The organism is Nocardiopsis sp. NPDC055824 (assembly GCF_053616335.1).
Genome location: NZ_JBSHDN010000028.1, coordinates 1 through 14,000 on the forward strand (window position 1 = coordinate 1; position 14,000 = coordinate 14,000).

10 protein-coding genes are annotated in these 14,000 nt (G+C 76.3%); 5 read left to right on the top strand and 5 right to left on the bottom strand.

Annotation, left to right across the window (positions count from 1 at the left end; genetic code table 11):
* Positions 1-29 precede the first annotated feature (29 nt).
* Positions 30-1,184, bottom strand: coding sequence for a phosphate ABC transporter substrate-binding protein PstS (gene pstS / locus ACWGL3_RS09005; RefSeq protein WP_267949904.1), 1,155 nt, complete (start codon positions 1,182-1,184; stop codon positions 30-32).
* A 210-nt stretch (positions 1,185-1,394) separates the two neighbouring features.
* On the opposite strand from pstS, the gene treY reads away from it, so the two are divergent.
* Positions 1,395-3,788 (top strand): malto-oligosyltrehalose synthase, encoded by a 2,394-nt coding sequence (gene treY / locus ACWGL3_RS09010; RefSeq protein WP_267949905.1) that lies wholly within the window; start codon positions 1,395-1,397, stop codon positions 3,786-3,788.
* Between the two features lie 259 nt (positions 3,789-4,047).
* Here treY and ACWGL3_RS09015 read toward each other — a convergent pair whose 3' ends face one another.
* Positions 4,048-4,446 (bottom strand): Imm32 family immunity protein, encoded by a 399-nt coding sequence (locus ACWGL3_RS09015; RefSeq protein WP_452461115.1) that lies wholly within the window; start codon positions 4,444-4,446, stop codon positions 4,048-4,050.
* A gap of 175 nt (positions 4,447-4,621) precedes the next feature.
* Positions 4,622-6,169 (bottom strand): serine/threonine protein kinase, encoded by a 1,548-nt coding sequence (locus tag ACWGL3_RS09020; RefSeq protein ID WP_267949907.1) that lies wholly within the window; start codon positions 6,167-6,169, stop codon positions 4,622-4,624.
* Positions 6,170-6,471: 302 nt separating this feature from the next.
* On the opposite strand from ACWGL3_RS09020, the gene ACWGL3_RS09025 reads away from it, so the two are divergent.
* From ACWGL3_RS09025 to ACWGL3_RS09035, 3 genes are all read left to right on the top strand, one after another.
* Positions 6,472-7,359 (top strand): putative RNA methyltransferase, encoded by an 888-nt coding sequence (locus tag ACWGL3_RS09025; protein WP_452461116.1) that lies wholly within the window; start codon positions 6,472-6,474, stop codon positions 7,357-7,359.
* 218 nt (positions 7,360-7,577) lie between these two features.
* On the top strand, positions 7,578-9,416 hold the full coding sequence (gene treZ / locus ACWGL3_RS09030) for a malto-oligosyltrehalose trehalohydrolase (RefSeq protein ID WP_452461117.1): 1,839 nt from the start codon (positions 7,578-7,580) through the stop codon (positions 9,414-9,416).
* A 258-nt stretch (positions 9,417-9,674) separates the two neighbouring features.
* On the top strand, positions 9,675-10,499 hold the full coding sequence (locus ACWGL3_RS09035; protein ID WP_267949910.1) for an alpha/beta fold hydrolase: 825 nt from the start codon (positions 9,675-9,677) through the stop codon (positions 10,497-10,499).
* A 96-nt stretch (positions 10,500-10,595) separates the two neighbouring features.
* Here the strand turns inward: ACWGL3_RS09035 and erm are convergent, their stop codons facing one another.
* Positions 10,596-11,405: an ErmE/ErmH/ErmO/ErmR family 23S rRNA (adenine(2058)-N(6))-methyltransferase gene (gene erm / locus ACWGL3_RS09040; protein ID WP_267949911.1), complete on the bottom strand. Its 810-nt coding sequence runs from the start codon at positions 11,403-11,405 to the stop codon at positions 10,596-10,598.
* An 808-nt stretch (positions 11,406-12,213) separates the two neighbouring features.
* Between erm and ACWGL3_RS09045 the strand changes: the two genes are divergently transcribed.
* Complete coding sequence (locus ACWGL3_RS09045; RefSeq protein WP_267949912.1) at positions 12,214-12,915, top strand: class I SAM-dependent DNA methyltransferase; 702 nt, start codon at positions 12,214-12,216, stop codon at positions 12,913-12,915.
* Positions 12,916-13,098: 183 nt separating this feature from the next.
* Here ACWGL3_RS09045 and ACWGL3_RS09050 read toward each other — a convergent pair whose 3' ends face one another.
* Entirely contained in the window at positions 13,099-13,896 is a 798-nt protein-coding gene (locus tag ACWGL3_RS09050; RefSeq protein WP_267949913.1) for a phosphotransferase, read from the bottom strand.
* Positions 13,897-14,000: the final 104 nt, after the last annotated feature.

Consider the following 14,000-nt stretch of genomic DNA (forward strand, 5'->3'; position numbering starts at 1 on the left):
GCTCGGGCCGCCCCGTCCGGGCGGAGGCGTCAGTCCCGCGCGCCCACGGCGTCGATCGACGCCAGGAGCTGCTCGCGCAGGGTGTCGTTGACCGGTGTGGAGCCGGTCTCGGCGGAGGCCGCCTCCTGGCCCTCGGGGCTCACCACGTACCGCAGGAACGACTTGACGTTCTCCGCCTCGGTCGCGTCCGGGTACTCCTCGCACACGGTCTCGTAGCTGACCAGGACCAGCGGGTAGCTGCCCGCCTCGGTCGTGCCGTACTCCAGGTCCAGGGCCAGGTCGTGCTCGCTGGCGTTGTCCTCGCGGCGGGGGGAGTCGGCGACCACCTGGGCGGCGGCCTCGGGGGAGATCTCCACGAATTCCCCGCCGACCCCGATGTTCGCCGTGGACATCCCGTGCACGTGCGACATCTCCACGTACCCGATCGAGCCCTCGGCCCGCTGGACCGTGTCGGCGATGCCGCTGTTGCCCTGCGCCGACTCGCGCGGGGTGATCGGCCACTGGCCGCCCGCCTCGTGCGGCCAGGCGTCGGGGGCCGCCTGGCTGAGGTAGTTGGTGAAGTTCTCGGTGGTGCCCGAGTCGTCGGCGCGGTTGACCTGGGTGATCTCCAGGTCGGGGAGGTCGGCGTCGGGGTTGTCCTCGGCGATCTCCGGGTCGTCCCAGCGGGTGATGTCCTGGTTGAAGATCTTGGCGATCGTGTCCGGGCGCAGGTTCAGGGAGTCCACGCCCTCGAGGTTGAACACCACGGCGATGGCCACCACGTACGCGGGCAGGTTGATGGTGTTCGTCCCGCCGCAGCGCTCCATGGCGTCGCCGTTCTCGTCGGGGTCCATCGCGGCGTCGGTCCCGGCGAAGGCCACGGCCCCGTCGATGAACTGGTTGCGCCCCCCGCCCGACCCGATGGAGTCGTAGTACACGCGGGCGTCCTCGCACGCCGACTGGTAGCCCGCGATCCAGGTCGTCATCGCGTTCTCCTGGGCGCTGGACCCGGCGCCCGACAGGCTTCCGGAGAAGCACTCCAGGTCGTCGGGGACCGCGGGAGGGGCGGTTCCCTGGACCGCGTCGTCGCTTCCGCATGCGGTGGTCGCCAGCAGCAGACCGGCGAGCGCGGCCGAGGCCGCCCCCCGGTAGGCGCCGCGGTGGCGCGGGGCGCCGGTCTTGGTGTGCTTGTTGGACGGGAGCACGACTGCTTCTATCCCCTTCGTCGGTGTCGGTGGTCCTGGTCTCACCGCCGCGGCCGGTTCCCGGCACGTCGTCGCTGGTGATGGTCCACCGCCGAAGAATTTAACCACCGGTGGACCAACACCCCCAAAGCGCCCCCGTGTGGGATGGCGCTCACCGCCTGCGGTGACGGGCGTGCATGACACGCGGGCGGCACGGGCACGGGTACGTGCGTGACGAGCACGCACAGCACGCCCACGGCCGCCGCTCCGACGTCAACCTACCGCCTGCAGCTGAGCCCCGGGTTCACCCTGGAGGACGCCGCGGGTCTGGTGGACCACCTGGACCGGCTCGGGGTGGGCGCGCTCTACCTCTCGCCGGTCCTGACCGCCGCGCCCGGGTCCGGCCACGGCTACGACGTGGTCGACCCCACCGCGGTCTCGCCCGCGCTGGGCGGCGACGCCGCCCGCGCCGCCCTGGCCGCCAAGGCCCGCGAGCGCGGCCTTGGCGTGGTCGTGGACATCGTGCCCAACCACATGTCCGTCGCCCGGCCCGACGCCAACCCCTGGTGGTGGGACGTGCTCGAACACGGGCGGGCGTCGGTGTACGCGCGCTGCTTCGACGTCGACTTCGACGCCGGACCCGTCCTGGTGCCTGTGCTGGCCGACGACGGGGACGGCGGGGCCTCGGCCCTGGACGACCTCCGCGTGGTCGACGGGTGCCTGGCCTACCACGACAAGCGCTACCCCCTGGCCCCGGGCACGTACGCCCCCGGCGACCGGGTCGGCGACGTCCACGGTCGCCAGCACTACCGGCTGGTGTCCTGGCGCCGCGGCGACTCCGAACTCACCTACCGCAGGTTCTTCGACGTGGACGGGCTGGCCGCCGTCCGCGTCGAGGAGCCGGGCGTGTTCGACGCCACCCACGCCGAGATCCTGCGGTGGGCGGAGCTGGGCCAGCTCGACGGGCTGCGGGTGGACCACGTCGACGGGCTCAGCGACCCCGGCGGGTACCTGCGCAGGCTCGCCGGGCGCTTCGGCGGGTGGGTGGTGGTGGAGAAGGTCCTCGCCCCCGGCGAGAGCCTGCCCCAGTCCTGGCCGGTGGCCGGGACCACCGGCTACGACGCCCTGCGGGAGGTGTGCGGGCTGTTCGTCGACCCGGCCGGCGAGGCGGCCTTCACCGACCTGGCCCGGGAGCAGGGCGTGGAGGTGGACGCACAGGCCCTCGACGAGGGGGCGCGCCGCCACGCGGCCACCGTGCTGCTGCGCGCGGAGGTGCGGCGCATCGCCGCCCTGCTGCCGCCCCGGGCCGGGGACCGTGCGGATCCGGACCCCGAGGGGGCGGCCCGCCGACGCGAGGAGGCCGTCGCCGAACTCCTGTGCGCCTTCGGGGTGTACCGCTCCTACCTCCCCGAGGGGGAGGCAGACTGGGCCGCGGCGGTGGACCGGGCCCGCGGGCGGCGCCCCGACCTGGCCCCGGACCTGGAGGACATCGACCGGCTGGTGCGCGGCGACCCCTCCGGTGAGCCGGCCCGCCGCATCCAGCAGACCAGCGGCATGGTCGTGGCGATGGGGACCGAGAACACCGCGTTCTACCGGGGGACCAGGTTCGCGGCCCTGAACGAGGTGGGCGGCGACCCCTCGCGCTTCGCCGTGGACCCGGGTGAGTTCCACGACGGGGCGGCTCGGCGGGAGGCCTCCCGCCCCGCCACCATGACGACCCTGTCCACGCACGACACCAAGCGCTCCGAGGACGTGCGCGCCCGCCTGGCCGCGCTGTCCGAGACGCCGGAGGCCTTCGCCGGCGCGGTGCGCCGCTGGACCGGGCGGTGCGCCCTGCCCGAGCCCGCGCTCAACCTGCTGGGCTGGCAGACCCTGGTCGGGGCCTGGCCCATCGGGGCGGACCGCCTGGCCGAGTACCTGCTCAAGGCCGCCCGCGAGGCGCGCCTGGGCACCTCCTGGACCGACCGCGACGCCGACTTCGAGGAGCGGGTGCGCTCCTGGCCCGGCCGGGTCCTGGGCGACCCCGCCCTGAGGGAGGAGGTCGCCTCGGCGGTGGAGTCGGTGCGCGGCGCGGGGTGGAGCAACTCCCTGGGCCAGAAGGCCGTGCAGCTGCTGGGCCCCGGGGTCCCCGACGTCTACCAGGGCACCGAGCTGTGGGACCTGTCCCTGGTCGACCCCGACAACCGCAGGCCCGTGGACCACCGGGCCCGCGCCGACATGCTCGCCCGCCTGGAGGAGGGGTGGCTTCCCCCCGTGGACGGGACCGGCGCGGCCAAGCTCCACCTGGTCCGCACCTGCCTGCGCCTGCGCCGGGAGCTGCGCCCCGCCGGCTACCTGCCGCTCACCGCCTCGGGGCGGGCCGCCGGCCACGCCGTGGCCTTCGCCCGGACCTCGCGGGGGGCGCGCCACCCCGACGTGGTGGCGGTCGCCACCCGCCTGCCGCTGGGGCTGGCCGCGGGCGGGGGGTGGGCGGACACCGTCCTGGCACTGCCCGCGGGCCCGGGGGAGTGGACCGACCGGCTCACCGGGCGCGTCCTCGCGCCCGCGCGCACCGACGGGCACACGTGCGCGCCGCTCGCGGAGCTGCTCCGGCGCTACCCGGTGGCCGTGCTGGTCCGCCGGTGAGGGCCGTGCGCAGCCCAGGCTCCTCGATCGGCGGTGAACAGCCCCTCGGGGGCGAGCAGCTCGAACGGGCCTTCCTCCTCTCCGTGTGCCGCTCTGGCCGACCCTGCTTCCCCGGCCTGCCACGACAAGGAGGACGGCCGGGGCGGGCACCACGACCCACGCTCTGCTGTGTCCCGCTGGAGGAGGAGCCGCCGTCCTCTTCGCCGTGCTCCGCGACGGCACCTTCCACGAACCCCCGCCGACCGCGGCCATCGGGCGTTCACCGGGCCGGCATGCCCCCGTGCGGACTGTTCACGACCATGGCCAGTGATCTGGCGGCAAGGTAGTGGTGACCTGGGAAGTACTCGATGTGCTGGTGTCCGCCGTCGTCCATCCCCGCCATCGACCGGACGTCGTCGGCGAGTGCGGTCAAGCCGGGTCGGTCACCCTCGATGAGTAGGACGCGGCGCTCCACGTCGACCCTGACACCGACCCCCGGGCCGCCGGCGCCCACCACCTCGACCGAAGCCAGTTCGGTGCCGCCGAAGCTCGGCTCGGCCGAGGCGGTGGTCTCCACGCGGCCCTTCCCCCCGACGAGGGCGAGGGCCAGGAGGACGAGCTCCGTCGCGTCGCCCGAGACGTCCACCCCGCTGCCATCGGGAAAGAACAGAACCCTCATCCGCCACAACCCCTTCGGATCCACGACACCGGACTCAACGAACAAAGATGTTGCCTTGGTCGACCGGGCTGCCCCAACTCGGGTCCGGACGTCATGGACGCCGCTCATCGCTCGACGACACTCCCCGGGGGGCGCCCCCCGGGAGGAGCCGGACCGCGGGCGGTCGCGCGGGCGCCTACCGGCCGAAGACGGGGAAGCCGCAGTCCGGGAGGCCGCGGGAGTAGAAGTAGGTCAGGCGCACCGGTGCGTCGAGGTCCTGGTCCGTGCCGGAGGCCGGCGTCTGGGACAGCACCTCGCATTCGGAGGGGAGGAAGTTCTGCCCCTCGCCCCAGGTCTGCCACTGCCCCTGGACGTTGGTGAACCCCCGCTCGCGCAGGACGCTCCTGGCACTGTGCGTCGTCATCCCCTCGACGTCGGGCACGGTGCCGCCGGTGGGGGCCGACCCGCCGCCGCCCCCGGACCCGCCGCCCCCGCCCCCGGACCCGCCGCCGTCACCGCCTCCGGTCCCGTCCCCCGAACCGCTCCCGCCCGAGGGCGCGCCGTCGTCCCGCGGGGAGCCCCCGTCCGCCTCGTCCTCCTCGTCGTCCTCCTCCCGCTCGGAGGCGCCCGGGGCCTCGTCGGAGTCCGAGGCGGGGGCCGTCGCGCCGGGGCCCCGGTCCCCTTCGGGTGCGGACGGTCCGCCGTCGGCGGAGGGCGTGCCGCCGGTCGGCGCGGGGGCCTCGGCGGCGGCCCCGTCCGCGGTCGTGGGGGAGCCGTCCGTCCCCGTCAGCGGGGACCACACCAGGGTCGCGGTCAGCAGCAGCGCGGCGGCCACCGCCATCGCGACGAACCCGCCCCGCCAGGACCACATCCCCCGGGGGCCCGCCCTCCTGCTGCGCGTGCGCCGGGTCAGCACGGTTCGGTCCCCGGACGCGGCGTCCCGGCAGGCCGCCGCGAACTCCTGCGCCGAACCCCACCGGTCGCGCGGGTCCTTCTCCAGCGCGACGAGCACCACGTGCGCGACCAGGTCGGGGACGTGGTCGGGCAGCGGGGGCGGATCGGCGTTCAAGTGGGCCGCGATGACGGCGGCGCGGTCGGCGGAGTCGAAGGGCGGCCTCCCGGCCAGGCACTGGTAGGCGACCGTGCCGAGCGAGTAGATGTCGGTGCGGGAGGTGAGCTCGCCCATGTCGAGCTGTTCGGGCGAGGCGTGGGAGAGGGTCCCCAGGGCGATGCCGGTGGAGGTCAGGGAGGTGGCGTCGTTGATCCGGGCGATGCCGAAGTCGACGAGCTTGACCTCCCCGTCCAGGTTGATGAGGATGTTGCCGGGCTTGATGTCGCGGTGGACGATGCCCTCGTCGTGCACGGTCTGCAGGGTCTGGGCGACCACGGCGGTGATCTCCATGGCCCGGTCGGGCACAAGCGGGCCCTCGCGTCTGAGCAGCGCCGTGAGGGACTCCCCCTCGACCAGCTCCATCACCAGGTAGGCGAGCTTCTCGCCGTCCAGGACCGTCTCGCCGTGGTCGTAGACCTCCGCGAAGCCGGGCCCCCTGAGCCTGGCCGCGGCCCTGGCCTCGCGCTCGAAGCGCCTCCGGGCGCCCTCGGCGTCCTGGAAGGCGGTGTCGCGCAGCAGCTTGACCGCGACCGGTCTGTCCAGGCGCAGGTCATGGCCCCGCCAGACCGTTCCCATGCCGCCCGCGGCGATCACTTCGTCGAGTCGGTAGCGGTCCGCGACAGGGGGTTTCACGCGTGCTCCTTGCGGGTGGAGGGCGAGGGCGCCTCAAGGGGGTGGGGGCTGCGAGGTCGACGGTGACTACGATCTCAGATACCCGGCGGCGGGAAGTGGTTCCGCCCCCCGCGCCGGAATCGCGCGGGCCCGCCCCGGCCGGAGCCGCGGATCCCGCCGCCCGGGCCGTGCCGGGGGACCGCTGCGGGGTTCGCCGTGCCCACCCGCCCGCCGACCCCGGCCGGAGCCGCGGGGTCCGGGACCGCCCCGGCCGTCCACCGCCCCGCCCCGGTCCGGGCGAGGGGATAGGCTGAGCGGCGATCATGGCGCAAGCGAACACCACACACCACACCGGCCCCAGGCTGCGGATGCCCGGCACCGTCGCCGCCCTCCTGGCCTGCCCCGCCTGCGGCGAGGGCCTGCGCCCGGACGAGCGCGGCCTCGCCTGCGCCGCGGGGCACAGCTTCAACGTGGCCCGGGAGGGCTACGCGAGCCTGCTCACCGGGGCCACGCCCCCCGGGACCGGCGACAGCAAGGAGATGGTCGCCGACCGCCTGCGCTTCCAGCAGGCCGGACACTACGACTTCGTGGGTGACGCCCTCGCCGACGCGCTGCGACGCGAGCTCGGCGACGACGCCCCGGTCGTGGTCGACGTCGGCGGCGGGACCGGCCACTACCTGACCCGGGTCCTGGACGCCCTGCCCGGCGCCGTGGGGCTGACCGCGGACGTGTCCAAGTGGGCCGCCCGCCGGGCCGCGCGCGCACACGGGCGCGGCGGCGCCGTCACCGCCGACGCCTGGCGCGGCCTGCCCCTGCGCGGGGACTCCGCGCACGCCGTGCTCAACGTGTTCGCGCCGCGCAACGCGGCGGAGTTCCACCGGGTGCTGCGCCCCGACGGCGTCCTGCTCGTCGTCGTCCCCGCCGCCGACCACCTGGTCGAACTGCGCGCCCCGCTGGGGCTGCTGGAGGTGGACCCGCGCAAGGACGAGCGCCTGGCGGAGTCCCTGCACGGACACTTCGCACCGGTCGGCGCACAGGGCCTGGGCCTGGCCATGGCGCTCTCCCACGAGGACGTGGCGACCGTCGTGGGTATGGGCCCCAGCGCCCGCCACATCGGAGCCGGGGAACTGCGCGCCCGCGTCGCCGGGCTCCCCGAGCCGTTCACCGTCACCGCCTCGGTGCGGCTGCACGTCTACCGCCCCCGCGCCTGAGACCCCGGTCGGACACGGCCCCGCGGGCCGGCGCCCGAGGCCCCCGCCGTCGCCCCCTCCCGGCGCCCGGGCGCGTACCCGTCCGCCGCCCCGGCCTCCCACACCGCCAGGGAGCCTGCGGTGCGGCTCCCGGGGCGCGGCCCGCCCGGGGCCGCCCGCCGCCCACCGGCCGGTCGGCCCCGCGGGTGACGGGGCCGACCGGGGGGTACACACCCTGCGTGAGCGCACCGGACACCACCCCGACCACCGCCCGGCCCCCCGCGGACACCGGCCTGGGCGTCCACGGCGACTTCGCCGTGTGGGCCCCCCGCCTGGAGAGGGTCCGCCTGAGCGTGGCCCCCGGGGCAGGCGCCGGGGGACCGGGCGGCTCCCCCGCCCCCGGTGCGCGCGTGGTCCCCATGGAACGGGGTGCGGACGGGTGGTGGCGGGCCCGGGTCGAGGGGGCCGGGCCCGGTACCGAGTACGCCTACCTCCTGGAGGACGACCCCACCCCCCTGCCCGACCCGCGCTCCCAGGACCAGCCCCACGGCGTGCACGGCCCCAGCCGCGTGCACGACCACGCGGCCTTCGGGTGGACCGACGCCTCCTGGACCGGCCGGGCGCTGCCCGGCGCGGTCGTCTACGAGCTCCACGTGGGCACCTTCACCCCCGAGGGCACCCTCACCGCCGCCGTCGACCGGCTGGACCACCTGGTCGACCTGGGCGTCACCCACGTCGAGCTGATGCCCGTCAACGCCTTCGACGGCACCCACGGGTGGGGGTACGACGGGGTCCTGTGGGCGGCGGTCCACACCCCCTACGGAGGCCCCGACGCCCTCAAGGCCCTGGTGGACGCCTGCCACGCCCGGGGTCTGGCCGTGCTCCTCGACGTCGTCTACAACCACCTGGGCCCCTCGGGCGCCCACATGCCGCGGTTCGGCCCCTACTTCCGCGGCGAGAACGCCTGGGGCCCCTCCCTCAACCTGGACGGCCCCGACTCCGACCCCGTGCGCCGCCACGTCCTGGACAACGCCCTGGGCTGGCTGCGCCACTACCACCTGGACGGGCTGCGCCTGGACGCGGTCCACGCCCTGCGCGACGACCGCGCCGTCCCCCTGACGGCCGAACTCTCCGCCGAGGCCGACGCCCTGGCCGCGGCCCTGGGACGCCCGCTGTCGCTGATCGCCGAGTCCGACCGCAACGACCCCCGCACCGTCCTGCCCCGCGAGGCGGGCGGCCTGGGGATGAGCGCGCAGTGGTCCGACGACCTGCACCACGCGCTGCACGTGGCCCTGACGGGGGAGACCCACGGCTACTACGGCGACTTCGCCCGCCCCGGGGCGCTGCCCGCCACGCTCGGCCGCGTGTTCTGGCACGCCGGAACCTACTCGAGCTTCCGCGGGCGCACCCACGGGGCGCCCGTGGACACCGCCCGCGTCCCCGGGCACCGGTTCCTGGCCTACCTCAGCACCCACGACCAGATCGGCAACCGGGCGCGCGGCGACCGCATGGGCGAACACCTCTCGCCGGGCCTGCTCGTGTGCGGCGCCGCCCTCGTGCTGTGCTCGCCGTTCACCCCCATGGTCTTCATGGGCGAGGAGTGGGGCGCCACCACGCCGTGGCCGTTCTTCGCCTCCTTCGAGGACCCCGCGCTGGCGGAGGGGGTGCGCGCGGGCCGCCGCCGCGAGTTCGCCGCCCTGGGGTGGGCCGACGAGGAGGTCCCCGACCCGATGGACCCCGCCACCCGCGACGGAGCGGTCCTGGACTGGTCCCAGCCCGGGGCCGGGCCCCACCGGTTCGTCCTGGAGACGTACCGGGCGCTCATCGCGCTGCGCCGCCGCGAACCCGAGCTGTCCGACCCGCGGCTGGACCGCTTCGCGGTGACCGCCGAGGGGGAGGGCCGCAGGCTGGTTCTGGTGAGGGGCGGGCTGCGGGTGGTGGTCAACCTGGACCCCGGCGGCGCCGAGGTGGCACTGGACGCCGCCCCCCGCGAACTCGTCCTGGCCAACGGCGCCGCGCGGTTCTGCGGCGCCACCGTCGCGCTGCCCGGGGAGTGCTTCGCGGTCCTGCGGGTGTGAGCCTCCGCCCGGGCCGCCGGTCACCGCTCCCCCCAGGGCGTGTTCCGCGGACACTCGCCCTGCTGCGCGTCGCCCCGGCACGCCCCTCGCGGCGTTCTCATCTGTCGACAGGACCCCACCCTGACTCCTTCTTCGGCCTTGCGATGAACGCACCGGATGCGCCGCTCGCGACGGACAGCATCCACGGAACACGCCCTAGGCTGGCTGCTCCCGGTACCGGGCATCCGGCGCCGGGATGGTTCGACGGAAGGGCTCATGATGACCGAAGCCGACTGGAGGCTCGGCCGCAGGTTCGAGGCGCCCAACGGGACGGTCCACTGGGACAGGTTCGGTGACGGCGCCCCCCTCGTGCTCCTGCACGGCACCCCGTTCTCGTCCTACGTGTGGCGCCACGCGGTCCGCGCCCTCGGCGACCGGTACACCGTCCACGTGTGGGACATGCCCGGCTACGGCGCCTCCGCCAAGTACGGGGGGCAGGACGTGTCCCTGCCCGCCCAGCAGGCCGCGTTCACCGCCCTGCTCGGCCACTGGGGGCTGGAGCGGCCCGCCGTGGTCGCCCACGACTTCGGCGGCGCGGTGGCCCTGCGCGCCGCCGTGCTCGACGGGGTCGCCTACGAGCGGCTCGCCCTGGTGGACGCGGTGAGCGTGCGCCCCTGGGGCAGCGACTTCTTCCGCCTGGTCAACGCCGGTGCGGACGTGTTCGCCGCGCTCCCGCCGCACCTGCACGAGGCGCTGGTGCGCGCCTACGTGGCCTCGGCCGCCCACCGCGAACTGCGTGCCGGGACCCTGGACGCGCTGGTGCGGCCCTGGCTGGGGGAGGAGGGGCAGCCCGCGTTCTACCGCCAGATCGCCCAGGCCGACGAGCGCCACACGGCCGAGGTGGAGGACGGGTACGCCCGCCTCGACCAGCCGACCCTGGTGGTGTGGGGCCGGCAGGACACCTGGCTGCCCCCGGAACGGGGGGAGCGGCTGGCCGCCGCGATCCCGGGCGCCCGCCTCCGGTTCCTCGAGGGTGCCGGGCACCTGGTCCAGGAGGACGCGCCCGCCGAACTCGTCGCCGCGCTCCTGGACTTCCTGCGCTGAGAACGCGGCCGGACGCCGCCCCGGCCGGACGCCCCGCGTCCCTCGTCGCGGGGCGGGGGCCCGGGGAGGGCGAAGGCGCCCCCGGGCCCTCCCCGGTCACCGCCCCCGGGGGTCCAGCACGTCGAACACCTCCAGCCACTGGTCGGGGGAGACGTGGCCGACGGGGGTGCCCCGGGCCACCCCGGCCGCGTCCAGGGCGCGGTCCACGCGGCGGGCCGGGTGGGCGCGGCGCAGCGACGCGCCCAGGGAGCCGCCCGCCCCGCTGAAACCGAGTTCGACCATGCGCCGGTACCCGCCCATCCTCCCCGGATCCACCAGGGGCGTGCGGCGGCGGCGCAGCACCAGCAGGCCGGCGTCGACCCGGGGCACCGGGCGGAACCGGTGGCGGTCGATCCGCCCGGCCAGGGCCCACGACCACTCGGGCCATGTGCTCACGGTCAGCAGGCTCCACCTGCCGAACCCGCCGGTGCGCTTGCGCGCGTACTCCAGCTGGGTGACCAGGGTGGCGGAGGTCAGGTGCGGGGCGGCCAGGCACCAGCGCACGATGTCGGCGGTGCGCGCGTAGGGGATGTTGCCGACGACGGCGAAGTCCTCGCCCGGGGGGCGCACACGGGTGAAGTCGGCCCGCGTGACGCGGACGCCCCGCTCGGGATCGCGGTAGCGGGCGGCCAGGCGCTCGGCCAGGCGGGGGTCGAGCTCGTAGGCGAGCACCCGGCGTGCGGCCGGGGCCAGGAAGCGGGTGATGGCGCCCTCGCCGGGCCCCACCTCCACCACCAGGTCCCGGGGTCCCACCCCGGACACGCGCACCACGTGGCGCGCGGCGCCGGGGTCGGCGAGGAAGTTCTGGGACAGGCGGCGCCGGTTGTCGCGGGCGTTCGTCCGGGAGGGTCGTTCGGTTCGTGCCACAGGAAGGTCCGTTCCGGCCACGCGGGGTGGCGGACGAGGACGGGCAGCACGAACGGGCACGCCGGCCGGCGTGCGGGTGAAGGGGTCCGGGCAGCCCGTCCGTGGGAAAGGGGACGCGACTGGGCCTGGACCGGCGGGCCACACGGGAGGGACCGCCCGGCGCGGCCACCGGGGCCGCTGGGCGGCGCCGCGGGGAGCGCGGGGCGGAAGGGGACGCGTACGCGAAGCGGGGCGGTCGGCGCGGACCCCCAGGGGGGACCGGGGCCGACCGGGGCCCGGCCTACCGGTGCAGGCGGGCCGACCGGAGGCGCTTGGCGTACGGGTGGGCGTTCACCGACCAGGCGAGCGCCCCGTCGAAGATCGCGTGGCAGCAGGACATGGCATGCACCGTAGGAGGCCGCGCCGGGGCGCCGCAACCGGTTTTCCTCCGTGCCGGCCCCGGCGCCGCTCCACGGCCCCGCTCCCGCCCGGGGCCCTCCCCGAACCAGGTCGTCCTGGTCAACGCCGGTGCGGACGTGTTCGCCGCGCTCCCGGCGCACCTGCACGAGGCGCCGGCCGCGCCGGAGCCGGCCCCCTCCGCCGTGCGACCCGGCGCCGCGGCACCGCCGCTCGGCCGCCGCCGGGTCCCGGCGGCGGGGCGGCCCTCCCGCACGGTCCCTCCCGCACCGGAGGGCCCTTTCGGGCGGGCCTCTCCCGCCGCACGGCCCGGAGTGCGGCGCCGGGCGTACGAACGGCGCCTGCCCGGCAGCGGGCACGGGACGGGAAAAGCGTTCGCGGCCCGATCCCGGGTCGCGCCATACTCGGCCCCATGCCAGATTTCGCGGACTTCGACACCCGCCACTACCGCACCGTGGACCCGGCCACCGGCTACGACGGCTGGTCGGCCACCTACGAGGGCTCGGTCCTGGACGCCATGGACCTCGGACTGCTGGACGGGCTCACCGCCCCCGACTGGTCGGCCGTGACCGCCGCCGCCGACCTCGGCTGCGGGACCGGCCGCACCGGCTCCTGGCTGCGGGCGCGCGGGGTCGCCCGGATCGACGGCGTCGACATCAGCTCCGGGATGCTGGAACTGGCCGGCAAGCGGGGCGCCCACGACACCCTGACCCTGGGCGACGTGCGCGACACCGGCCTTCCGGGGGGCTCCTACGACCTGGCCATCGCCTCGCTCATCGACGAGCACCTGCCCGACCTGGCCCCCCTCTACGCCGAGGCCTTCCGGCTGACCCGCCCCGGCGGCACCTGCGTGCTGGTCTCCTACCACCCGCACTTCTCGATGGTCTCCGGGATGCCGACCCACTACACCGACGCCTCCGGCGAGGACATCGCCATCACCACGCACGTCCACCTGATCAGCGACCACGTGCGCGCCGCGACGGCCGCCGGCTGGACCCTGGCCGAGCTCTCCGAGGGCACGGTGGACGACACGTGGGTGGCGGCCAAGCCCACGTGGGAGAGGTTCCGGGGGCACCCGGTCTCGGCGGCCTACGTGTGGACCAGGCCAGCCTGAGCCCTCCGCGCCGGTACCGCCGCGGAGGGCTCCCGGAGCCGGTCCGGGAGGCGCCTTCCGGACCGGTCGCGGCGCTGCCGCGGCGGCGCCCGGGGCAGGCCCGGTCCGGCCGGTCACCGCGCGGGCCGGCCCGCTCCGCGCGGAGGGCCTCCGCCCGCCGGCGCAGGCCCCCGCCGGAGGCGCTCACGTGGCGGCGGGCTCCCCGGGGCCGGTCAGCGCCGCCAGCCACACCGCCCGGTGGCGCTCGACGTAGTCGGCGGCCGGCCCCCAGTGGTCGGCGTGCCCCTGGGCGTGCAGCCGGGCCCAGGGCTGGGCGCCGGTCCGGGCGCCCTCCTCCAGCAGGTCGTACATGCCGCGCACCCGGTGCAGGACGGCGTCGGGCAGCTCACGGCGCTGGGCGTCGTCGCACCCGTAGCCGTCGGCGAGGGCGCGCAGCCGCAGGGCGTCCGACCCGGGGTCGCCGCCCGCGTGCAGCGGCACGAACCCGTGCGCCGCGTACCCCAGGTCGCCCATCCGGGTGCCCGGCCCCGCGCCGTCCCAGTCGATGAACGTCCAGTCGTCGCCGTCGCGCACCAGGTTCCACGGCGCGAGGTCGTAGTGGCAGAGCACCTCCTCGCGCGGGTCCGGGGTCGCGATGTCCCACTCCGGCTCCCCGTCCGGCCGGAAGCCGGCGGTGAGCGCGTGCAGGCGCCGGACGATCCCGCCCAGCCGGCGGAGTTCGGCCCCCGTCAGGGGCGGCAGGGTGTCGGCCATCGCGCCGGGGCGGTAGCCGAGCACCTGGCGCCCGCGGGCGTCCGCGCCCAAGGGGACCGGGGAGGCCTCGAAGGAGCACCGGTGCAGGTACCGGAGCAGGGACGCCACCGACGGGGACGACCGCGTCCACGGTTTGCGCACGGTCTGCCCCACCCGTACGACCCCGTCGGCGACGTTGCCGCCCTCCAGGACCTCTTCGCGCTGCTCCCGGTGTTCTGGTTCGGTCATCGCAGCAGTATCCCCGGCGGCGTTCCGGGGCGCAGGTGGTTTTCCCGCGCCGCACCGCGGCCCGCGCGGCGCCGGGAGGGGCGCTTCTCCCGGCGCTCGGGGGC